Consider the following 21,826-nt stretch of genomic DNA (forward strand, 5'->3'; position numbering starts at 1 on the left):
TTTTTGAGTGACAAAAAAACCGGGTCGCTATTGCTCACCCGGTTTCAATTTAGTTATGCGTTAATTACTTAGAAACGATAACCATTGCAGGTCTTAATAAGCGACCGTTTAAAAGATAACCTTTTTGCATCACATCAATCACTTGGTTTGGTTGATGGTCAGGCGATTCAACCATTGTCATTGCCTGATGGACTTCAGGGTTAAAGGCCACATTGGACTCACCAACGACTTCAATACCAAATTTCCCGACAGCACTTAAAAAGGTTTTAAGAGTTAAATCTAAGCCTTCTAACATTGCTTTTGATGTTTCGCTTTCATGATCAGCGGCATCAATAGCACGTTCTAAGTTATCAATCACGGGTAACAACTCATTTGAAAACTTTTCAAGCGCAAATTTATGCGCTTTTTCAATATCTTGCTCCGTACGACGACGGATATTTTCAATTTCAGCATGTGCACGTAGCATCGCTTCGCGCTCCACTTTTTGTGACGCTGCGAGTTGTTCTTCAAGCTCAGCAATACGCGCTGCTAACGCTTGTACTTCTGCCTGTGGATCCGCCTGCTGCGCTTCTTGCTCTTGCTCTAACTCCGACTTTTGCTCTTCATTTAGCTCAGGGGCTTGCTCATCATGCATGTTTTGTTCTTTACTACTCATGAATTTCTCCGCGTATTTAGCATTAATCCCATTTATTAGAGTATTATGGGGATATAAAACAGGGATTCAAGGGACGTCACGCAATGAGAGGCCAAAAAATTATGCGTAAGGGTAATAACACGCAAAAAACAAATTTTCGAACTATCGGTATTGTGGGGCATCCACGTCATCCCGAAGCTTTAGCGACCCATGAATTAATCTATAATTGGCTATTATCTAAAAATTATCATGCCATTATTGATAAACAAGTGGCCAAAGATTTAAAACTACAAAATGCGAACACAGGTAACCTTACAGAGATTGGTCAACAGGCTGATTTAGTTATTGTTGTTGGCGGTGACGGCAACATGCTAGGGGCTGCTAGAATTCTATCTCGCTACAATAATAAAGTGATTGGTGTTAACCGCGGGAACCTTGGATTTCTCACTGATCTTGACCCTGATAATGCTTTACAGCAATTATCTCGCGTGTTGGATGGCGAATATCATGAAGAACAACGTTTTTTGCTGGAAGCACAAGTAATAAAACCGAATCAGAAAGCACGAAAAAGTAGCGCAATTAATGAGGTGGTATTACACCCCGGTAAAGTCGCTCATATGATTGAATTCGAAGTGTACATTGATGATCGTTTTGCCTTTTCACAACGCTCTGATGGGTTAATTATCGCCACTCCGACAGGCTCGACAGCCTATTCACTCTCTGCTGGAGGGCCAATTCTCACACCAAATCTTGATGCAATTGTACTCGTCCCTATGTTCCCACATACGCTCTCTTCACGCCCATTAGTGATCAGCAGTGATAGTCGTATTTGCCTGAAATTTTTACGCAGTAATATTGACTATGAAGTGAGCTGTGATAGCCAAATCATGCTTCCTATACAAGATGGTGAAGAAGTCGTCATACAGCGTAGTAATAAAAGTTTAAATCTTATTCACCCAAAAGATTATAACTATTTCAATACGTTAAGCTCAAAATTAGGCTGGGCCAAAAAAACTTTCTAATTTTTTTTCATCTGCCTCTTTACTGTATAAAAAAACAGGATACACTGTATACAAACACAGGTGTGTATTTTCACAGGAGAGCGCAGATGCTTACCCAACTTACCATTAATAATTTTGCTATCGTTCGTGATCTGGAAATCGATTTTCGTAGCGGTATGACCACAATTACAGGTGAAACTGGTGCAGGTAAATCTATCGCTATTGATGCACTTGGTCTCTGCTTAGGTAGCCGCGGCGATGCCAATATGGTACGTCCCGGCGCACAACGCGCTGACTTATGTGCACGCTTCTCCTTAGTGGATGCAGATATGGCTGCCAAGTGGCTCATTGAACATGAACTTGATAATCAAAGTGAATGTCTTTTACGGCGTACCATTACGTTAGATGGTCGTTCACGTGGTTTTATTAATGGTACAGCGGTGCCACTTTCACAGCTTCGTGAACTGGGCGCTCTGCTTATCCAAATCCATGGGCAACACGCACATCAGCTTTTACTCGATAATAACCATCAGAAATCACTGCTGGATGCCTATGCCAATCAACAAGAGCGTCTCTTACAAATGAAACACGCATGGCAAAAGTGGCATGATTCATGCCAACAGCTCGCCATGTTTCAAAAACAGATGCAAGAGCGTGAGTCGCGTCAACAGTTGCTTGATTATCATTTAAAAGAATTAGCTGAGTTTTCACCTGTTCAAGGTGAATTTGAAAGTATTGAGCAGGAATATAAGCAACTCGCTAATTACGGGCAGTTTTTAACGCTTGGGCAAAATGCCATGCAAATTATGTCCGAGAGTGATGATGCTAATATTTTGAGTTTACTCAACAGCGCCAAGCATGAATTAGCCGAGCTAGCATCCCTTGATACTAAATTTTCTAGTCTACTCGATATGCTAGAAGAAGCATCTATTCAAGTCAGCGAGGCAAGCGATGAGTTAAGGCATTATTGTGATCAGTATGAATTGGATCCTAATCGCTTGTATGAACTTGAACAGCGTATATCAAAACAAATTAGCCTTGCTCGTAAACATCATATTATGCCAGAGGCATTACCTGAGCTTTATCAGCAGTTATTAGACGAACAAGAAAAAATAGCCAACCAAAATGAAGATTGTGAAATGCTAAGTGAGCAAGTTCACCAAGATCATCAACATGCGATGGCTTGTGCTCAAGATCTGCACCAAATCCGTTTAGAGTATGCTCAAGAACTGAGCCAACTGATTACTAATAGTATGCATCAACTTTCTATGCCTCATGGTCGGTTTACTATTGATGTTAAGTTTACCCCTGAGCATCTACAGCCAGATGGGGCAAGCAAGGTGGAGTTCAATGTCACAACAAACCCAGGGCAACCACATCAAGCACTTGCTAAAGTTGCTTCTGGAGGTGAATTATCACGTATCGCATTGGCTATTCAGGTGATCACAGCGAAAAAAATGGATACACCAGCACTGATTTTTGATGAAGTCGATGTCGGTATTAGCGGCCCAACGGCTGCTATTGTTGGGCGATTACTCCGTGAATTAGGTGAATCAACCCAAGTCATGTGTGTAACACATCTACCCCAAGTTGCAGGTTGTGGGCACCATCATTTTTATGTCAGTAAAGAAACGAACGGCATAGAAACCGAGACACATATGCAATTACTTGATAAAAAATCACGTTTACAAGAACTTGCACGTTTATTAGCAGGCAGTGAAGTGACCAAAAACACATTGGCAAATGCAAAAGAGTTACTTGCCGCATAAATTTTGACAACTTTTTTGCACTCCTATGGTCTTAGAGTCAATACGGAAGGTTTTAAAATGTATCAATGTCGATTATCATTGATGTTCTGACTCCAAAAGGAATGAGATATCCATGCGTTATAAACTGTTAACTGCTGCTGCACTATCACTCGCATTAATGTCATCAGGTTGTTCAATGATGGAGCGTCTGGTCTATCACCCTGACATTAACCAAGGTAATTACCTGACAGCGAAAGATGTTGCTAAGATACAAAAAGGAATGACTCAGCAACAGGTCGCGTATACTTTGGGCACACCAATGTTAACCGACCCGTTTGGTACTCAAACTTGGTATTATGTTTTCCGCCAAGAGCTTGGTCATGATCCCGTTAAGCAACAAACTTTGACTCTTAGCTTTGACCGTAATGGTATCCTGACTGATATCAAAAATGAGAAGGATCTTTCAGAGCAGGAATCTATGGAAGCAAAAGAAATTGAAAATGCACAGCCAGTATCTGCTGAGCCGGCTTCTAGCAACACTGAAGCTAGTGAACCTGTTTCAGAGCAGCCACAAACCGCAGCTCCCGCGACTAAAAAGATGCTAAGCAAATAAGCTTGTTAACTGATATTCGTTATCCACTTATTTGTTAATTAGCCTTACAATAGCTACCTGTCATCAATATAAAACAGGTAGTTATTGCTGCTTTAGGCTATCTAAAGAATTCTCAAACCTAGCACTAAATTGCGCTGCGATGAATACAATTAGCCACTTAGCCATTCAAAGTACGCACTATCAAAACCAAAAACTCTCAATTTGTTCAATAAAAGCTATTTTTACTGCTGCACTCTATTTGACTGGCATCATGAGTATCGCGTATTACATTAATACCGTTTAATCCATCAAGGCACTCATCAACAGGTAATAAAAACTCTCAACTTAATGCAATAGTAAGAGTCTCCCCCTATCCTCTATTACACTAATGCCATTGTCTCTAGTGCTAAGCTCTATTTCATTGGCGTTATTTCGCCAGTGTTCTTCTCATTACCAACAGCGCTTTTCATAGAATGCTGTCAATATACTGCGCTTTTGTACTGGCATAATATATGCACCCAGACATGATAATAGCAAAATTCTTTCATTTGGTTGAAAAGATTCTGATTAAGCCGTAATACTACCAGCCCGATTAAACCATCCAAAAACAGGCAATAAAAAACCGAGCAAGTACTCGGTTTAATCACAAAAAAGAGAGTTATTTTTTACTATCTTTAGATTTTTCAGCCCGTTTACGGCGTAACTCTTTAGGATCAGCAATAAGAGGCCGATAAATTTCCACTCGGTCACCCTCATTCAACTTATCACTCAGTTTTGCAGGGCGACTATAAATACCCACCTTATTTTTTTTAAGGTCAATATCTGCCCGTAATGCAAGGATACCAGATGCCATTATTGCATCTTCAACTGTAGCACCTTCCAAAACCTTAACTGGTAATAGATATTGCTTCTCCGGCAAAGCATAAGTGACTTCAACATTTAGCTCAGACACTATAGATATCCTTCGCTCTCAACGTAAAAGCTTGTACCATGTTATTCGCAAGTTCTTTAAAGATTTTGCCAAATGCAAGTTCAATCAGCTTATTAGTAAACTCAAAATCAAGATGGAATTCTATCTTACAAGCATCTGGGCTTAGAGGTATAAAGCGCCATCCTCCCGTTAGTTTACTAAAAGGCCCTTCAACCAATTGCATATGGATACCCTTGTTATCCTCTAACACATTTTTGGTTACAAAGGTCTTACTGATACCTGCTTTTGAAACCTCAACAGAAGCGGTCATTTCATCATCACTATGACTAATCACCCGACTACCTACACATCCAGGCAAGAAGCTTGGATATGCAATGACATCATTAACAAGTTTATACATTTGTTCCGCGCTAAATGGGACTAACGCAGAGCGACTAATCTGTGGCATATCAATTCCTATCCCCAAAAACTGCCCATATAATACCACTATTGATTGGTTAAACAAAAAACAAAACGGATTAAGCACAATAATTGCACAATCGGCACATTTTTAAACACGGAAAGATTTATTTCACTTCAGCTTACAGTATAATGAACAAACTATGACAAAGAAAAAAGCTTATAAACCTGGTTCGGCAACTATTGCCCTAAACAAACGTGCTCGCCACGAGTATTCTATCGAAGATGAATTCGAGGCTGGCTTGTCCCTACAAGGTTGGGAAGTAAAATCGCTCCGTGCTGGTAAAGCGAACATTGGTGATAGCTATGTCCTGCTTAGGGATGGTGAAGCCTATTTATTTGGTGCGAATATCACACCTTTAAATGTTGCATCCTCTCACGTAGTTTGTGACCCAACACGCAGCAGAAAGTTGTTACTGAACCAACGAGAATTAGACACCCTTTATGGTCGCGTAAACCGTGAAGGTTATACTGTCGTTGCTCTTTCTTTATATTGGAAAAATGCTTGGTGCAAAGTCAAAATTGGCGTTGCAAAAGGTAAAAAAGCACACGACAAACGTTCTGATATTAAAGAACGCGAATGGAAACTAGATAAAGCACGTATAATGAAACATTCTAATCGCTAAGTTCTAGCTTTTTAGAGTATTTTTCTGTTATACTGCACTTAACAACTTGGGGCTGATTCTGGATTCGACGGGATTTGCGAAACCCAAGGTGCATGCCGAGGGGCGGTTGGCCTCGATAAAAGCCGCAAAAAAATAGTCGCAAACGACGAAAACTACGCACTAGCAGCTTAATAACCTGCATAGAGCCCTCTCTCCCTAGCCTCCGCTCTTAGGACGGGGATCAAGAGAGGTCAAACCCAAAAGAGATCGCGTGGATGCCTTGCCTGGGGTTGAAGCGTTAAATTTAATCAGGATAGTTTGTTGGTGGCGTGTCTGTCCGCAGCTGGCAAATGAATTTAAAGACTAGACTAAGCATGTAGTACCGAGGATGTAGAAATTTCGGACGCGGGTTCAACTCCCGCCAGCTCCACCACTTTTTAGTTGTTTGAAGTATACTGAAGTCTACTGAGCCCGCATGGAACCAGCCTTGCGGGCTTTTTTACGTCTACAGAAGTCTACTGAAATTTGCTAGAAGCTACTCCTTGTGGCACCCTTTTTGGGACCCAACGCAAAGGGTCCCAAAATCGAGAGTCCTAAAAATGGCAAAAATCGCCAAGAAACTCACTGACACTGAAATCAAAAATACCAAGCCAGCAGAAAAAGAGATCAACCTTTTTGACGGTGACGGCCTGATGCTACGAATCGCTCCCCTATCAAAGGGTGGTAGGAAAAATTGGTATTTCAGGTATGCAGTGCCAGTGAATAAAAAGCGAACAAAGATGAGCTTAGGAACCTATCCTCATCTCACACTTGCCAAAGCCCGGGCTTTACGTGATGAATACTTGTCGTTGCTTGCAAATGGTATCGATCCGCAGATTCACAACAGCGATAAAGCCAATGCTCTTAAGGATGCCACTGAGCACACGCTACAGGCGGTTGCTAGGAAATGGTTAGATGAGAAGGTTAAGACCTCTGGTATCTCTCCAGACCACGCAGAAGACATCTGGCGGAGCCTTGAACGAAATATTTTCCCCGGTTTAGGCAACGTTCCTATCAAAGAGATCCGTCCCAAACTCTTAAAACAACACCTTGACCCCATAGAACAACGAGGCGTATTGGAAACCCTGCGCCGTATCATTTCACGTCTGAATGAAATTTTCCGTTGGGCTGCGACAGAAGAACTTATTGAGTTTAATCCTGCTGACAATCTCGGCCAGAGATTCAGCAAACCCAAGAAGCAAAATATGCCAGCTTTACCACCGAATGAACTCCCCCGGTTCATGCTCGCCATATCTAACGCTTCCATACGACTCGAAACACGTCTTCTAATTGAATGGCAGCTTCTTACGTGGGTTCGCCCGGGAGAAGCTGTCCGTGCTCGTTAGAGTGATATAGACGAAGATAATCGGTTCTGGAATATCCCCGGTGAGTTTATGAAGATGAAGCGCCCTCACAAGATTCCGCTGAGCAAAGAAGCTATGCGCATCCTTGAGTCAATTAAACCGATCAGTGGTCATAGAGAGTGGGTTTTCCCAAGCATCAAGGCCCCCCTTAACCACATGCATGAACAAACAGCCAATGCTGCAATTATCCGTATGGGATTCGGTGGTGAACTGGTTGCTCACGGAATGCGGTCTATAGCAAGAACGGCCGCTGAAGAAAGTGGTAAATTCAGAACAGAGGTGCTTGAATCAGCCTTAGCTCATACTAAGAACAATGAAATCATAGCCGCTTACAATCGTGCTGAGTATCTTGCTGAAAGAACAGAGCTGATGCAGTGGTGGGGAGATTACGTTCAGGCGCAGAAATATAAGGCAATTGCTGCGTGAAAGAGCGACACCTTCCTACGCTTCCGCCAAATCTTTAATGAAGTCAATAACTTGAAGTGTAGTTTTGATTTTATGGTGCATTGTATGGTGCATAAAAAGCTCGTGTAAACGGGCTTTTTTTGTATCTAAAATTTTTCATTTTGTTATCTTTCCCACTAAGAAGATTGTTGCTTAGCGAGATTTGAATCTTCTGCTCTTCTTGATCTGCTTCTGAAACTCTAATCCGGTTCTGGTGCGATAAGAGGAACGATACATAAACATTATTTCATTAATTATTAAATAAAATAACCTGTTTTACTTTTAGTTATACCTCCAAAGATACCCCCATTAATTTTTGTCATTATGGAAATGTTCTACTAAGTTGTCTAATCCCTCACATGACAGCTTAATGCCCTGAACTTACGAATAAAATGTGCTAACATCACGAAGGAATGTACAGAGCATGAGCATACTGTAGCAGGTTAGATATATTAGGATTGTTATTAGCACCCAACACAGGCTCAGATGTTCAAAATAATGTGATCAAGTCTACATTCTTGCATTCTAAGTGAATGGAGAAAACAGGAATGAAACCATACAGCAAAATTTATATATAAATTAAATCTGACTCGTTCTGTTTTATAAAACTAAATATTGTATGAGAAAGGATTATATATGAGCACAGTTAAGAAAATTGATACCATTTCTTCTTACTTTAAAATTCCCCCTTCAACACTTGATCAATTAGATGTTGTTGATGTTCTGTTAGAATCAGATACATTGCTTTTTATTGACCCAATGCTGCTCCCTGAAAGTAAACATTCAGAAATGAAAGATGATGCAGATCAAAAATACATCGACACTTTCACAAAAATAATAAAGCTGCTTAGTGCATGCAAAATAGCTAATGACAGTGATATTGCATGGAGAACTGCAAAAAAATTATTTTCATTTTCCGAAATAGGATGGACATGTCTGGGTTATGGTTCATCAGCCAAAGGCTCAGGATTTGGGCCTCAGCTTGTTAATAACACGATGAAAACTGCTCATCAAATTGTAAGTATGGATATTGATGATCCTGATTTATTCATGGTTATGTCATTATTTGAAGAAGGTATTGGTGCTGACCGAATCAGTGATATGACCACCAATATAATATTTGATTCTTTAGTTAAGTTTTCTGAAAGAGTAAATACAACACTTAAAATCCCAACAAAAGAATTCACTTTTAAAGGGAATAAATACAACGCCCCCCATAATCCATTAACAGATAAGCCACTAATATTAGTTCCTAAAGATATTGTCCGAGACTTACCAATTTCTACAGATTGGAGTGGTGCAGTCCACACAATGAAGGAGAATACTGATTTAAGAGACAGAATCAATACAAATATTGGTAATCTCCTCGCATCTATGACCAAAAAACAAAAGGAGGAAGCCAAACGTAGAGCTTTAGAGAAAAAAGAATACTTTGAGGATTTACTAACATTAATAAAAGAAGTAGAAAAAGAGCCCTACGATTTTAAAGCGGATAGAAACGGCGAATTATTCTGGTTAAGATTGGCATCTTCAATAGACAAGAAATACCCTTTTAATCTCTCAGGATATAACAAAAAACTAACTTTGGATGATGTTGAACATCTTGTAAGCGACATTTTAAATCAATTCAAGGATCTCATTGAAAATAAAGGGTTATGGAAAGAAATGTGGGCTGATGATAAAAAGCCACGTAAAGAAAAAGCTGCCCAACGTTTGCTATTTGCCGTTGCATATTCATATTGTAAAGCAAACAACTTAGATATAAGCCCTGAAGCCGATTCAGGAAATGGTCCCGTTGACTTTAAGCTTTCACAAGGCTTCGAGCAAAAAGTATTAGTGGAAGTAAAACTCTCGTCTAATGGTAAGTTATTGCACGGATATGAAAAGCAGCTTGAAATTTATAAAAAAGGGGATGACACTGAACGTGCATTTTTCGTAATAGTTGATATTGGCTATATCGGAGACAAATATCAAAAAGTTCAACAAGCCAGAATTGCCGCAGAAAAAGAAGGTAAGAAAGTTTCAAAAATTATTCATATTGATGCTCAACAAAAGGACTCTGCAAGTAAACGGATTTAAGATTAGTCAATAATAACTTAATTTCAGTTTATTTTTAGAAGATAGTTAATTCAAAAAACATAGTGCGTTAGGTTGATTTACACAGAGATTAATAAAAGAGGCTTAAAGCCTCTTTTATCGCGGTTTAAAACCTCTCGGTTTTAAATGCTGATCCTCTTCCTGCTGAAGTGGTGTTGTCTCATTTTTAGGCGTTTCTTTTTTAAGAGCTTCTTTTAGCTTCGATTTAAATCTTTTTTCATCCATACGCAACCCTAAAGGCTTTTTCTTTATTTCTTCTTTAATCACTTTTTCTTTATTCTTCGGCTGAATAACTGGTTTTTTAATACCTAAACGATCTCTTATTTCTTCGATCTTAGTTGCTCTACTATTGATTTTGCCACGACCTTTGAGTCTAAATTGATTGGTAGCAGTTGTGGCTGTTTCTGCATGATCAAGTATCCTACTAATAGAACCGCTGATAAATTTAGAACTCCAACTATTGAAGCCACCTTGATTATAAGGCCTGATTGGTTCTTTATTGTATTGTTTTTTAACTCTGTTGAGTACTTGTGCAGTTTTTTGTGTTGTTCTTCTAATTTTAGGGCTTGTTGATCTATTATATTTTTCGCTGAGTTTATAGCGGTTGTTGTTGCTTCTAATGAGCTGTTCACCCTTGTTAATGTCTGTTGCGTTTGTTTTATTGCTGTGCTGACTGATTCGGATAATATCATCATCGATTCCGTCAACGGCTCTACTGTCATTGAAATCTGGTTTAGTATGTGATCGTCCAATATTATTTTCGTCATCTGTTTTTCTTGCTGCGAATCTTCTAACGAGTTCATCATCTCTATTTTTGTCATATTTCACCTTCGTTTTAATTGTGTTCCAACTGAATTTTTTACCCAACTGTGAGCCTTTAAATGCTATATCATTTACACTGAATGAAGCCCCCGCCACGTTGCCAGTGCTGGCAACATTGAACCTTGGTTCAATGCCTACGGCCTGCAGACGTTCTACGAACGTCTCAAGGTCTGGTTTTCCTGTCATAGCCGCTTGTAATGCGTTCTGTAGCACGATACGAGCTGGTTTTTCACCTGTACGGAGGGCTTGCTCGATCTCGTTCTTGGTTGGTGCTGATACGTCTGATTTTTGCCCCTGCAAGCCTTTAGTAATGGTTAAGCTGTGCTTTACTTCTAAACGTTCACAAGCTGATATTGTATTAAATGCTGAGTGCTGACCGTGCCAAACAGAACCGTCTAAGCCAATACGGTTGGCTACTATATGGATATGGTCTTGATCAGTATCTTTATGACGCACACAAATATATTGATGTTTTTCTATATCAATATTAATTTCTTTCAAATAGTCTTTTGCTATCTCTTGCCATTTTTCATCTGTTAAATGCTCATTCTTTGGAAGAGATAAAAAAGCGTGAAAGACTGGTTTTTTTATATCTTGTCTAAAACTGCTTACGGTTTTAAACTCATCAGTTAAATCACTAACGTTATCTTTATCTGCTAACATATTACTACAAATGAAACTATGATCATCTTTAAGAATGTAATCAACTCTATTTTTAAATGACTTACCTGTCTTAGCTACGTTTCCTTCATACATACCCCAAGTCTTTATTTATTTCTATTATCCTTCTACTGGTTTGCTTTATATTAAAATTAAGCTTATCAACTTCATTTTTATCAAAATACTCATTGCCATTTAATTTTTTAACAGCCTGATTTATGTTGTTGCCTATAGCTGAAAGTTGTATATAGGTCTTCTGGTTTACTTCAGGCATTTTCCTTTTAATAACTGGTTCCGCGCTTAAAATCTCTTTTCTAATGTAATGACCTCTTTCCAGCCCAGATGCTTCAACAAGTTTTTTTAAATATTCAAACTCTGCTTTGTTTACTCTGAACTGTATAGATATATCTCTGCGTTTTTCGTGAGTTAAATCTATGCGACCTCTTTTTCTATCTGTATCCATATTATAATCCTGTATGCATATAATCTATTATAGATTTTATATAGTCTTCATCATTTTCATCGATCAATGCTTGTAATAAATCATCAGCCTTTATATGTGTTGTCATATAGTCGTAAGCAACAAAATAACAAAAACTACGCTCATCATCATTTATTTCACTAAATGGAATATCTCTAACTTGCTCTATGTAATAAAAGAATCGTGCTAATATTTCTGCTTTTACATTAAAATCAATCTTACTTAGATCAATCATCTTCTTTGACTCCTTTTGTATTTTATCAACTCCTTTTTATCTATGATTTTTTTAACATCTGATATTGTTTGTTTCATTTCGCCTGATGAGTTAGTTTTTGCTGTACAGCTTCTAATCATAAAACCACCAAGCATAATACAAAGTATTACCATTACTACAGCTACAAACACCATAATATTTTTTTCTCCCTGATTAAAAATCTAAATAGTGTATTATAAGAACCTACCAATGAAATATCTTCAAACCACAATATAATATGTTCAGCTAAAGCAACTTTAGCTCTATTTGATAATTTATTGATAATCTCCACAACTTCGTATAAATCTTTTATTTCAACATCTCTATTTGCTTCATCTCTTGCTTCACCTAAAAAATAGATACTTGCTTCAAGATAACACCTTAAGTAATCCAATTCATAATGTTCATATTTCACAAATTCTTTTTTCGCATCATCATCACCCAATATAGCATTAGTTAAATATTGATAATGCTCTAATAAAACTTTACCATCTATGTTATTTATAAAACCTAAGTCATTATTCATTTCAAACACTCCTATAATATTAAACTGTATGGTTTACCGCCAACTCTTGATAGGGTGATTAGGCGGAAGGGTAGATTTTTTTCAACCCTACGAGCAAAGCGAGATAGGGCAATCCGAAGGATTGGGTAAATAGCGGATACGCTATTACACCTTGCCTCAGTTTCCGAAAAACAAAAATAAAGTCGAACTCAATCTATATTTAAATAAATAACCGATCTTAAATGTTTGTCAATAGCGGCTACATAAATAGATACACTGCACAATAAATAAAATGCAAATAAAGATAAGGTAAATAATATATTATCTTTTTTGTAGCTTTGCTTAATAGGTAGCTTTGCGTAAAATTTGCGGCGTGGTCAAATCGTCAAGTAATAGATCGTGGGGTCCCGCTGATGGTTATGTCAGTGGGTTCCGATTTATTACTTGATGACGCAATGAAGGAAATAAACTTTAGATAGGTGATGATTCGCTCTGCGAGCCATCACCTTAGAAGGCGTGTTTTACATTCTTCTTCTAAAAACAATATTATCAGAGAATATCGCCTTGCCCGCAATAAACCCAACAACCGCAATTATTGGTAAGCTGATAGTAGCTCCAGCCATTCCTGTAGACATTCCGATCAAGATAGACAGACCGAAGGACAATACAATAATAACGAAAGCATACCAGCTGGGGTATGTTCCGTACAAAACTGTCGCCATACATCCTGTACATACGTGAACCCCTTTCTGGCTTTCCTTCAGACAGTATGGGCACTGAATAGTATTGTTTTCCATTTCCTAATCCTCTAATCTTTCTTAAAAACCGCACCTTGGTAAACCACACCGTCTTTGACTTTTTCTAATTTAAAAGTCCAAGAACCGAGATCTTTATTTTGAGTTCTTGCGATATAAATAGGCTTTTGGCTTTCATCCCAGCTTTTAACAGTAAAAACGCCATTTCTGAACTTGATTACGTCTTTCTGAATATCAAGTCTGACACCGTATTGTTGATTAACGTAGTTGCCATAAATTCCATCATCGCCACAACCCGACAAAATGGCAGCCAGACCTGCTACTAACATAAGCTTGCGCATACCTTTTTCCTCACTAATGACACAGATCTACGCTTGACCTGTAAACACCTTAGAATTCAATTATTTTCACGCTCAGTCATATCGTTTGTACCGTTCGAAAAAAACATCGAGATAGTCATTGCCTATCATAATGCAATAATCGATCGTTAAAAACAATTAAACACCGATCGATAAGACCGCTTTGATTGCCAAAACCTATCAATACCCAATTATCGATCTTTTATACCGATCTAAATTTATCTAAAGGTTCGTCTCGTGAGTGGATAAAAAGATAAAGTGTTGTGAATGCTAGCTGGTGCAAGGAAAGTTTTAATATTTTAGATTTAGTTTTGCGTTTTATTTTTTTAATTAAATTTTTGTACTAGTTGTACTAGAATTTTATCAGAGTAGGTTCTGGGGTTTTAGATGGCGACTTTCAGTCGTAGTAGTTTTCCGTCAGGAAAACTTAGTTTTTCTTGGAGCATTCCCCCCCCCTCCCCCCACGCGAAAAATTAAAATCGCTAAAGAGATAGAGAAAGGAAAAAAGAATGCTCATTGCGCTTTGATTACTCAAAAAGTATTCAGATCGTTTCCAATCTGATACTCCCCCCCGCGACCCGCGCAAACCCTACCTTGATTTTTTAAGCACTCCTCGTTTTACTAAAGAAGCTATATGCTTTATAAATTTTAGGTAAGGCGATTCAGGCTGACAACATCGCTCCCGGTTTACCGTTGTCGCAATAACTATAAGATTCACCATCACTTGAGGGACCTTCGTATTCCTATACCCGATACAGCAGGTTTTAACGTTATTGCTTTCGAGGATTAAAAAGGATTCTGGAATAGGTATTTTAAAGACTTGTAAAAAGCTTAGGTTTAGATTTGACAAATATAAAAAGATTATTTAATACTCTATTATATTTGTAATCAAGTTATTCCTCTAACTGATTACAAGGCTAAAAAAAGTCAGCGAAAACTTTTTTAGTCCTTAAAAAGTCAGATTTAATATCTGGCTTTTTTTGTATCTTCTTTTTTATATCTCTCAATATATTACCTGTCAAGAACAAACCAATGATTTTTTCATCACTATATTCGTTTAGATAAAAAATAAAAACAAAAAAGGCCAGATAAAAATCTAGCCTTTTATTTTAAATACATAATACCTTTCATATATAGCCTTAAAACGCTCTGTATGCGATTTTGAGACACTTCACACTAGAAGCTGTGTGTCAATATAAGTAATAATAAATAGTATGTGATATTTATTTTTAAGCAGCTTGATTACGTGAATAAAGAATCTTTTCATCAATCCACTGGTCGACTTCACTTTCGATGAATGCAATAGAACGCGAACCAGTTTTAATAGGTGATGGAAAACTCTTGTCTTTGATCATTCGATAAATCCAAGCCTTACTAAATCCGGTTCTTTGTAGCACTTCAGGTAAACGGATAAATCTTTTTATTTCTGCCATACATTTCTCCATTGTTGTTTTGATGGATGTAGTATCTTCAGATCGCTTATGACGATCAACTCCTAAAAAGCCAGAATTGATCAAAGATTGGTGTTTTTTCAGACAGATTTGTAAGAAGCAACTGTAAAAGCAGGTCAGCACTGGCATAGAACTATTTTTGCAAAAAGTGCTATTTTTCTTTTGCACTCAGTTTTTTCTAATAATATACTATTTATCAAACGGTTATATTATTTGTGATTAAATTCTGTACTTCAACGCTTACAAGTTTTGTCAAAATTGAGAAAAGGCTTGGTTGCAGGTAAATGGTTTGCATCTTGCATATGGCAGATAGACTCGGGATAAGCACGGCTATGCTTTGTGAGTTCAACTCCTCAGGGTTGCACTAACTAAGATTTTAGCCCCGGAAAAGTAGAAGCTATTCTCGCATTACTTTTAGGTTCCTTTATTGAACCCTAAACGAAAGAAACAAACAAAAAAAACATTTAAATCATAGAAATAAAAAACAAAACACAGGGACGCCAGCCCCACTATCTAACGACCTGATTCTTAACAAGTTTCAGGTCGTTTTTCTTTCTATCATGTCGAAATTGTGCCGCAGGAATGTACCGCATGACGACATTAAAGCTCCCCCACTACCTTTACCAACGTGCTAATACGTGGTGGTTTCGTAAAACCATCCCGACCACAAACGCTCGCCATGATATCCGCTTAAGTCTCAAAACAAAGCAACTGCATGCAGCCCGATCATTAGCCTTAATCCTCAATAGTCAATATAATCACTGGCAAGTCCAATATTCAGGAAGCCCCAAGATGACCAAGGAACACATTGCCTTTTTTCAGCAGCAACTCAAGTTATTAGTCAACGCATGGTGGCAGCGTGAAATGGATGATTTTCATGGCAACCTTGATAAGGGAATTGATGAACTTAATGATTTACAGCACGTCTCAACAGAGCTTATCGAGTTTCATCACACTCGGATTATTAAAAAAGACTATCGAGATAATGCCAAAGCGCCTTGTTTGATTTTCACCAATTACATGTTTCATCACTCACACCAGCGCTCCTAAAAAACTGGATACAAAAACAAACAACGGTATTAAAAACCATCCGTAATCAGCTCTCTTTCTTACGTAGCTCGCTAGATGAAGCCATTACTGATGGGATAGTGTCAATTAACCCAATCAGCCTTGTATCCGCTTCAAGATACCAATCAAATAACAGTGTAGTGGCATAGTTAATTTGGTCACCAAGTCAGAGGTGATATCATCACTTCATAAACAGATAGGTGATAATTATGGCGAAACGTATAAGACGACTTTTCAGTGCTGAATTTAAACTTGAAGCCGCTCAACTGGTGCTTGACCAAAGCTACTCCGTAGTCGAGGCCGCCAACGCCATGGGCGTCGGTAAATCAACCATGGACAAATGGGTTCGGCAACTCAAGCTAGAACGCAAAGGGATTTCACCGAAAGCGTCACCCATGACGCCAGAACAAGTCGAAATCCGTGAATTGAAAAAGAAAATTGCACGACTTGAAGAGCATAATGAGATCTTAAAAAAGGCTACAGCGCTGGTGATGTCGGACTCTCTGAACAATTCTCGCTGATCGAGAAACTCAGTCGGCGCTTTAGTATTAAACAACTGTGTAACGTGTTCAGTGTTCATCGCAGTAGCTATCAATATTGGCGTCATCGCTCAAAGATACCGTCAGTGGAACAAACACGGCTTCGGGCTCTTGTTCGAGAAGCCCATGAAAGTAGTCACGGTTCTGCTGGTGCTCGTACTATTGCTGACATTGTATCGAATACAAAACAGGTTCCTTTAACGCGCTATCGTGCAAGTAAGTTAATGAAATTACTTGGCTTGGTGAGTTGTCAAACATCGAAGCATCGATATAAAAAAACGACTCAAGAGCACGTTGAAATACCGAATCATCTCAGACGTCAATTTGCGGTCACGGAGCCAAACCAAGTTTGGGTGGGTGATGTCATTTTCACCGGATAGCCAGCTAACAGAAAAAGCATTATCAATGACTTTTGAATCAAGAGGTAAGCCAAGGAATATCCTGTTTCATTCAGATTAAGGAAGTCATTATACAAGCCGCCAATATCGCCAATTATTATGGCGTTATCAGATAAAGCAAAGTTTATCTCGGCGAGGTAATTGCTGGGATAATGCGCCGATGGAGCGATTTTTTCGAAGTTTAAAGACAGAATGGGTACCCATTTTAGGCTACCGTAATTCCATAGAAGCACAGCAAGAAATAACACGATATATCATCGGGTATTATAGTCAGCTTAGACCCCATCAATATAACAGTGGCTTAACACCCAATGAATCAGAACGATTGTATTGGGAAAACTCTAAAACGGTGACCAATTTTTGTTGACCACTACAGTATTGCAAAAAAGAAGAGCTAGATGCCGCATCCTGTGCGTTACTAAAATGTTCTGCTGGATTTGCAGAAGGTCCCCCTGAAAAAGCGTATTACGAAAAGCTGGAACAAATTGGTAATCAGCCAGAGTATGCTGAATTACGTGATAAGCTTGCGAATGAGCAATTTACAGTAAGTTATGTTGACCCAAACACTGGGGCAACAATTACGTATTCCATTCCATTATTTCAATATGATAATGCTAGAGCCATTATTGATGGGGCAACCTATATGGATGGAACCTATCAGCTCACAGAGCGAGGAATGGGATTAATTCAAGCTAGCGGTGGTGCTGTTGAAATCATCGCTGGTGGAGCAAGTTGTGTGGGGGTCGTGACTTGTGCTACTGGAACCATCGTTGCTTCGTCTGGTTTTGATAATTTGTATGCTGGCTCGAATACCGTTGTAACAGGGAAATATACTAAAACTGTTGGTGCTGAATTACTGGAAACATTAGGCGTTCCGCCTGAATATTCAGAAGTTGTTTATTCAGGGGTGAATATTGCTGGTACTACAACATTAATATTTAAGTCAGCTAAAACTGGTGAGATTATTAGCGTCGGTGTTGGTAAAAATGGACAAATAAAACAAGAAAGCCTTGGCAAGGTTAACAGTGCTGGTGAGTATCTCGACGATTTTAAACCTTCACCAACCCCACTACAGCTTGTACAACAACAAGCTGGAAAAGAATCACCAACCGCATACATTAGGCTTGATCATATTCTTAACGGAGAAGTTAAGACATATAAAAATGGAACAAAAGTAGCATCCAGTGGGCACTATTTGCGTGATCCAAATGTAAGGGTTGAATCATGGACAGGTACTCCTGATGCTAATGGGGTTTCAAAAGGATATATATCCGTCCGAGATCCTTCGATCTGGTCAATGGATTAAAAAGCAAGGGGAAACAACATTTTTCCCTGAATATTGGTCAAAAAGACAAACAGCACAAGAAATTGAAAGCGCATTTAAAAAATTCAACAAATATACCAAATACAGAAAGATGGACTGGATATTCGAATAGTGGTGTTAAGATAGAAGGTTATTATGGTAAACCTGATGGTTCAGGTGCGACTGCATGGCCCGTATTTGATAGTAGGAATACCAATGCTAAATGATAAAATAAATTTCTGGTGGAATAATAACAGTAAAGATTTCACACCAGTAGGTAATAAATTATGGTTATCAACTGATAAAACCACTTTAGGCTATGGTTCTCGAGAGTTAGCAGGCTGGTTATCTGATGATATTCAATATTCCCTAAATTCTATTGAGATTTGGATTAATAATTTAACTAACCTAGAATCCAGCAGAGCACCAGATGGTTTTTTTGGTATAGGTAATGCTCACTGGGTAATGGTAACAAATAATTTAGTTTTTATTGCTTGTGAATACGTTAAAGAACAAAGAGTTATCCTTACGATAGAACAGCTAATTTATATTCTTGAGCAATATAAAGAATTCTTACAAAGAGATTTTAATAATCCAAACGTTCCTCCTGAGCCCATTGATGTAGAGTACATAGCAGAAGGAGAAGAAGCGATGAATATTTATGCATCTCTAGAAGGTTCTCATGGGGTGTATTATTTAGAGGAATAATTATTTAACCATTATTTTTTAGATTAAATCCAATTATGAGCAAAGAAAACAAGAATACTGAATGATTATTAGTAGTTGAGAATAACCGCTTAAGCCAAGATGAACGAGCTACACTGAATAAAGCACTTGATGACTAAGAGGCAGGAAAAAACCTTAAATCTGCATCTTTAGACATCATCCATTTGATAGATAAAGATAAATATACGAATAGCTTGATTGAAAGAAATAGTAAAGGATTGCTAAATGAAAAAGAACAAGCTGTTTTAGTTGAGTATTTAAATGCTGTTGGTGTGCAATTGCAATTAAGGGGAGTTAGTGAAGCAGATGCACAAAAACAAATAGCGGATATATTGAAAGAAACCAGTCATGTTGGACCTAACTTAGATAAGCAATATAATCAAGCATTAAGTCAGTTAAGTACTCAAGCTCGACAGGAATGGCAAGCGATGATTGGTACCGATGCCTTATTGGCTGGTCCGGGACGTGTTAGCCAAATAATGCGGCTAGCTTTGATTTCAGGAGGCTCTTATCAGACTGGAACTGGTCTTGCACAAATTGCAGATGGTAAAATAGCTGAGGGTAGTATCAATGTTGGTCTTGGTGGATTGGCGGTATCAGGTGATTATTTAGGAAATAAAGTTACAGGTAAGCCAAATGTGAAACCTGATGTGACTCCACCAAAAGGAAATGCAATCTCATTTGACGCTAATGAAATTAGTTTTTCGCAAAATACAGTTTCATACAATAAAACAGAACTAGGTACTGGTGTGAAATATAATTACGATGATCTTGTTTCCAGCATGAAAAAAGATGGTTGGAAAGGTGCTCCCGTTGATGTTGTTAAAATGCCAGATGGAAAAATGACTAGTATAGACAATACTAGAATAAATGCGGCTAGGGATGCTGGTATTAAAGTTGAAGCTAATTTACGTAGTTTTGATGAAAAATTAACAATCGCAGAATCAGCGCGGTTTTCCGATCCGAGAAAAGGGTTTGAGCCTAAAACTTGGGGCGAAGCCATTACAGGAAGAATTGATAAACAAAGCGGTGGTTTTAGTAAAAATAATCCATATGGCTCTAATGAGCCATATGGATTAACTGGAAAGCCAAAGGATTAATATCGTATGTCATGTTATATTTATTCATTAGATGAATTACCAAAAGGATTTCAATTTCCGCATACTTTTTTGGAAATCATAAATCAAGAGGTTATTTTAGATTTAGACCCTTGGTGGTTTTTATGTGAGTTTGAAAAATTTGCTAAATATTGGTTGCTTGAAATGAAGAACCAATACCCAACAAGAAAGCTAATCCCATTCGCAAAACTATCTTACTCTGATGATATTGTTTGCTTTGACGGGGATGATACTTCGGGAGATCCAAAGGTATTTTATGTTCATGCATTCGCCTCTGCTGGCTGGGAAGATAGAGGATACACTGATAATTTTACAGAATGGCTGAAAATAGCTCGTCTTGAGTCAGCCCGCTATAAAGCAGAGCAGGAAAATGATGAATAGTAGTTATTCTTGGATGAACTCATAAGGCACTTGTTCTGTTAACCAAACTCCATTATCAGCTTGATAAAATTTAAAGCCCTGTTCATACATGTTCAGGGTTTTTATTTTCAGTAGAACTGGTTTTCCATGACGTTGACCTACTGAAATAGCAGTATTTTCATCAGGTGAAAGGTGAACATACTGTCGTGACATAGGGAGTAAGCCTTGCTCTCTTATTGTAGGTAAAAATCGTTTAGTTGTTCCATGATATAAAAAAAATGGGGGGGATTTTTCCTTATAATCAATATTTACTTGCTGAGAGGAATGCCCTTGCGAGGCTCTAATACGTGATCCATCATCTGAGATTGTAAAGCGCTTTTTATCACTATTATCAACGATATTACGAATAAGAATCTTATCAAGTACATATCCTTTTTTTGCAGAACAAAGAATAAGATCATCTATAATTGCCCATCCTTCTTTGTCTAAAAATAAACCGATTGTTTCTGGTTGATGACGTAATATATAACTTAAGAATTTACTGATATCTGTGTTTTTTTCACTCACAATAATAGCCTCTGTAACTTCAGTCTCTGTAAAATAGGCAACGGTGTACAATTGTTCTATTCATAACTTTACCAACGTTTTCTCAATATGAAAATGATGAATTAGAAAGAAGTCTCAGCTCCATTCAGATATTTTCAATATATAAATCGTTCCCACCTCAGTTAACAGGGTAGTCAGTTATGGGTTAAAGTTGATTTACTTTGATTAGTGAATTATCCAATTGAATATTATAAGATTATCGCCGATTTCCTTTGGCTTTTTATATTAATATTAAAATTGAAAATTACATATCGGTAAAATCGATTTAGCTGGTTAAAATACTCTAAACAATCTTTTAAAGATCCTCGTCTTACACTAGATCCCCTGAACGATCTCAATTCCCCTCAATCAGCCAACTGAGCAGCTGTAGGCTAGAGTTAGGCTAGTGTCGACCCTTTTTATAAATTAGCATTATTACAAAAAATCTCAGATATATATTACGGTAATCCCCCCGAAAAATCGGTGTATTAATAAGTAGAATTTTCTCGTAATCTGAACTGAGGAGATC

Annotated in this window: 21 protein-coding genes, 1 other RNA gene and 3 pseudogenes; 14 read left to right on the forward strand and 11 right to left on the reverse strand. The window is 38.0% G+C overall.

Annotated features, from left to right (window positions below):
• Positions 1 to 64 precede the first annotated feature (64 nt).
• On the reverse strand, positions 65 to 655 hold the full coding sequence (grpE, locus tag PR675_RS08375) for a nucleotide exchange factor GrpE (RefSeq protein ID WP_004921530.1): 591 nt from the start codon (positions 653 to 655) through the stop codon (positions 65 to 67).
• A gap of 101 nt (positions 656 to 756) precedes the next feature.
• On the opposite strand from grpE, the gene nadK reads away from it, so the two are divergent.
• From nadK to bamE, 3 genes are all read left to right on the forward strand, one after another.
• The gene (gene nadK / locus PR675_RS08380; protein WP_060561183.1) at positions 757 to 1,656 is read left to right on the forward strand and encodes an NAD(+) kinase; all 900 of its coding nucleotides are present in this window, start codon (positions 757 to 759) and stop codon (positions 1,654 to 1,656) included.
• A gap of 86 nt (positions 1,657 to 1,742) precedes the next feature.
• Complete coding sequence (recN, locus tag PR675_RS08385; protein WP_036941037.1) at positions 1,743 to 3,404, forward strand: DNA repair protein RecN; 1,662 nt, start codon at positions 1,743 to 1,745, stop codon at positions 3,402 to 3,404.
• A 112-nt stretch (positions 3,405 to 3,516) separates the two neighbouring features.
• The gene (bamE, locus tag PR675_RS08390; protein WP_004921543.1) at positions 3,517 to 3,996 is read left to right on the forward strand and encodes an outer membrane protein assembly factor BamE; all 480 of its coding nucleotides are present in this window, start codon (positions 3,517 to 3,519) and stop codon (positions 3,994 to 3,996) included.
• 637 nt (positions 3,997 to 4,633) lie between these two features.
• On the opposite strand, the gene PR675_RS08395 is transcribed toward bamE, so the two are convergent.
• Positions 4,634 to 4,927 (reverse strand): RnfH family protein, encoded by a 294-nt coding sequence (locus PR675_RS08395; RefSeq protein ID WP_060561153.1) that lies wholly within the window; start codon positions 4,925 to 4,927, stop codon positions 4,634 to 4,636.
• Positions 4,920 to 5,354 (reverse strand): type II toxin-antitoxin system RatA family toxin, encoded by a 435-nt coding sequence (locus tag PR675_RS08400; RefSeq protein ID WP_014656346.1) that lies wholly within the window; start codon positions 5,352 to 5,354, stop codon positions 4,920 to 4,922. Before PR675_RS08400 ends, PR675_RS08395 begins: the two co-directional genes overlap by 8 nt.
• Before the next feature lie 154 nt (positions 5,355 to 5,508).
• Here PR675_RS08400 and smpB point away from each other — a divergent pair, with 154 nt between their 5' ends.
• The 4 genes and pseudogenes from smpB (at position 5,509) to PR675_RS08420 (ending at position 9,896) form a co-directional block, all read left to right on the forward strand.
• The gene (gene smpB, locus PR675_RS08405; RefSeq protein WP_004921558.1) at positions 5,509 to 5,991 is read left to right on the forward strand and encodes an SsrA-binding protein SmpB; all 483 of its coding nucleotides are present in this window, start codon (positions 5,509 to 5,511) and stop codon (positions 5,989 to 5,991) included.
• A gap of 48 nt (positions 5,992 to 6,039) precedes the next feature.
• Positions 6,040 to 6,403, forward strand: a transfer-messenger RNA (tmRNA) gene (ssrA, locus tag PR675_RS08410).
• A gap of 166 nt (positions 6,404 to 6,569) precedes the next feature.
• A pseudogene (locus tag PR675_RS08415) lies at positions 6,570 to 7,799 on the forward strand (integrase arm-type DNA-binding domain-containing protein).
• Between the two features lie 654 nt (positions 7,800 to 8,453).
• Complete coding sequence (locus tag PR675_RS08420; RefSeq protein WP_134948993.1) at positions 8,454 to 9,896, forward strand: hypothetical protein; 1,443 nt, start codon at positions 8,454 to 8,456, stop codon at positions 9,894 to 9,896.
• 114 nt (positions 9,897 to 10,010) lie between these two features.
• On the opposite strand, the gene PR675_RS08425 is transcribed toward PR675_RS08420, so the two are convergent.
• From PR675_RS08425 to PR675_RS08455, 7 genes are all read right to left on the reverse strand, one after another.
• A complete protein-coding gene (locus PR675_RS08425) occupies positions 10,011 to 11,492 on the reverse strand; it encodes a relaxase/mobilization nuclease domain-containing protein (RefSeq protein ID WP_272582720.1) in 1,482 nt (493 codons plus the stop codon).
• Positions 11,485 to 11,859, reverse strand: a complete 375-nt coding sequence (locus PR675_RS08430) for a plasmid mobilization protein (protein WP_272582721.1) — start codon at positions 11,857 to 11,859, stop codon at positions 11,485 to 11,487. Before PR675_RS08430 ends, PR675_RS08425 begins: the two co-directional genes overlap by 8 nt.
• 1 nt (position 11,860) lies before the next feature.
• Entirely contained in the window at positions 11,861 to 12,112 is a 252-nt protein-coding gene (locus PR675_RS08435) for a hypothetical protein (protein WP_134948990.1), read from the reverse strand.
• Positions 12,113 to 12,272: 160 nt separating this feature from the next.
• The gene (locus PR675_RS08440) at positions 12,273 to 12,656 is read right to left on the reverse strand and encodes a hypothetical protein (protein ID WP_272582722.1); all 384 of its coding nucleotides are present in this window, start codon (positions 12,654 to 12,656) and stop codon (positions 12,273 to 12,275) included.
• A gap of 500 nt (positions 12,657 to 13,156) precedes the next feature.
• On the reverse strand, positions 13,157 to 13,432 hold the full coding sequence (locus PR675_RS08445; RefSeq protein ID WP_134948989.1) for a hypothetical protein: 276 nt from the start codon (positions 13,430 to 13,432) through the stop codon (positions 13,157 to 13,159).
• Between the two features lie 11 nt (positions 13,433 to 13,443).
• Positions 13,444 to 13,731: a hypothetical protein gene (locus PR675_RS08450; protein WP_272582723.1), complete on the reverse strand. Its 288-nt coding sequence runs from the start codon at positions 13,729 to 13,731 to the stop codon at positions 13,444 to 13,446.
• 1,247 nt (positions 13,732 to 14,978) lie between these two features.
• Positions 14,979 to 15,182: a helix-turn-helix transcriptional regulator gene (locus PR675_RS08455; protein ID WP_272582728.1), complete on the reverse strand. Its 204-nt coding sequence runs from the start codon at positions 15,180 to 15,182 to the stop codon at positions 14,979 to 14,981.
• 609 nt (positions 15,183 to 15,791) lie between these two features.
• Here PR675_RS08455 and PR675_RS08460 point away from each other — a divergent pair.
• From PR675_RS08460 to PR675_RS08490, 7 genes and pseudogenes are all read left to right on the forward strand, one after another.
• Positions 15,792 to 16,250 carry a DUF6538 domain-containing protein gene (locus PR675_RS08460; RefSeq protein WP_102781221.1) on the forward strand — a complete coding sequence of 153 codons (459 nt, stop codon included), beginning with the start codon at positions 15,792 to 15,794 and terminating at the stop codon, positions 16,248 to 16,250.
• Positions 16,187 to 16,405, forward strand: a pseudogene (locus PR675_RS08465) (integrase); the annotation flags it as partial. The gene PR675_RS08460 and the pseudogene PR675_RS08465, both read left to right, overlap by 64 nt.
• Positions 16,406 to 16,477: 72 nt before the next feature.
• Positions 16,478 to 17,572: pseudogene (locus PR675_RS08470) on the forward strand (IS3 family transposase).
• A 276-nt stretch (positions 17,573 to 17,848) separates the two neighbouring features.
• Complete coding sequence (locus tag PR675_RS08475; RefSeq protein ID WP_272582724.1) at positions 17,849 to 18,511, forward strand: hypothetical protein; 663 nt, start codon at positions 17,849 to 17,851, stop codon at positions 18,509 to 18,511.
• Positions 18,512 to 18,724: 213 nt separating this feature from the next.
• The gene (locus PR675_RS08480) at positions 18,725 to 19,216 is read left to right on the forward strand and encodes a hypothetical protein (RefSeq protein WP_272582725.1); all 492 of its coding nucleotides are present in this window, start codon (positions 18,725 to 18,727) and stop codon (positions 19,214 to 19,216) included.
• Positions 19,217 to 19,398: 182 nt separating this feature from the next.
• Positions 19,399 to 20,334, forward strand: coding sequence for a hypothetical protein (locus PR675_RS08485; RefSeq protein ID WP_272582726.1), 936 nt, complete (start codon positions 19,399 to 19,401; stop codon positions 20,332 to 20,334).
• Positions 20,335 to 20,340: 6 nt separating this feature from the next.
• Positions 20,341 to 20,733 (forward strand): SMI1/KNR4 family protein, encoded by a 393-nt coding sequence (locus PR675_RS08490; protein WP_272582727.1) that lies wholly within the window; start codon positions 20,341 to 20,343, stop codon positions 20,731 to 20,733.
• Between the two features lie 3 nt (positions 20,734 to 20,736).
• Here the strand turns inward: PR675_RS08490 and PR675_RS08495 are convergent, their stop codons facing one another.
• Complete coding sequence (locus PR675_RS08495) at positions 20,737 to 21,279, reverse strand: RNA 2'-phosphotransferase (RefSeq protein WP_171831240.1); 543 nt, start codon at positions 21,277 to 21,279, stop codon at positions 20,737 to 20,739.
• Positions 21,280 to 21,826 lie beyond the last annotated feature (547 nt).

The organism is Providencia sp. PROV261, from assembly GCF_028477945.1.
Lineage (GTDB): Bacteria > Pseudomonadota > Gammaproteobacteria > Enterobacterales > Enterobacteriaceae > Providencia > Providencia stuartii.